This window comes from Vibrio sp. R-1 (genome assembly GCF_035615595.1).
Taxonomy (GTDB): domain Bacteria; phylum Pseudomonadota; class Gammaproteobacteria; order Enterobacterales; family Vibrionaceae; genus Vibrio; species Vibrio cholerae.
Genome location: NZ_WPDC01000254.1, coordinates 1 through 729 on the forward strand (window position 1 = coordinate 1; position 729 = coordinate 729).

At 36.8% G+C, this 729-nt stretch carries 1 protein-coding gene; it reads left to right on the forward strand.

The features are described 5' to 3' along the window. Positions 1–91: 91 nt before the first annotated feature. Positions 92–729: hypothetical protein (locus GOU96_RS17945; protein ID WP_267783461.1), on the forward strand; the 638-nt coding region annotated here is incomplete at its 3' end.

Below are 729 nucleotides of genomic sequence, written 5' to 3' on the forward strand. Positions count from 1 at the left end.
GCGTTTCCAGTCCCATTGATCCGTGGTGGTTTCGATTGTTGTGTTTGAGTTTAGCGGTAATGCGTTGTCAGCCCCTTAGGCGGGCGTTATAGTGAATATGAGTAAAGAGAGTTTAATTTTGGAATTAAGTAGTCTTCAAAGCCTGCTACAGTTTTTTGCGGCAATATATTTGGCGGCTGAATGGGTTAGTCTGGATCGCCTGATTTATCACTATAAAAATAAACAGAAGAAAGAACTTAGCTTTCGTCTTCGATTAGTAAAAGCTTTCAATAAAGAACTTCAGGAGTTTTGGTGTGAGTTGCAGGATGACCATTTTAAGTTAATTAATACGTATGAGCTTGATAAAAGGTACTCATTTTTCCGACGTACTTGTTTAGTATTTTTCTTGCTTTCATTTTTTGGACTAGCGTTGGCCACTTTTTACGGTGAAACTAAAGTTGACGTTGTCTATGCCATTGTCGCTTTCGGTTTCTTTTGTCTGCCACTGATTTACATAATTTTCCGACTAGTAATACCGATTAAAAGTGATTTCAAATTAAACAGAAAAGAAATAGAAAAAATATTGGTACCATTGGAGCAAGCTGACAAACAGTTCCGAGAAAATAATAAATATCCTCAACGACGCGATGCTTTACAGAAGAAAATACAGGGGGATTTGAACGCCCTAGATGATCATCGGAGTAAGCTGAAGGAATATAAAGAAAGATATGATGAACATATGAAAAATTC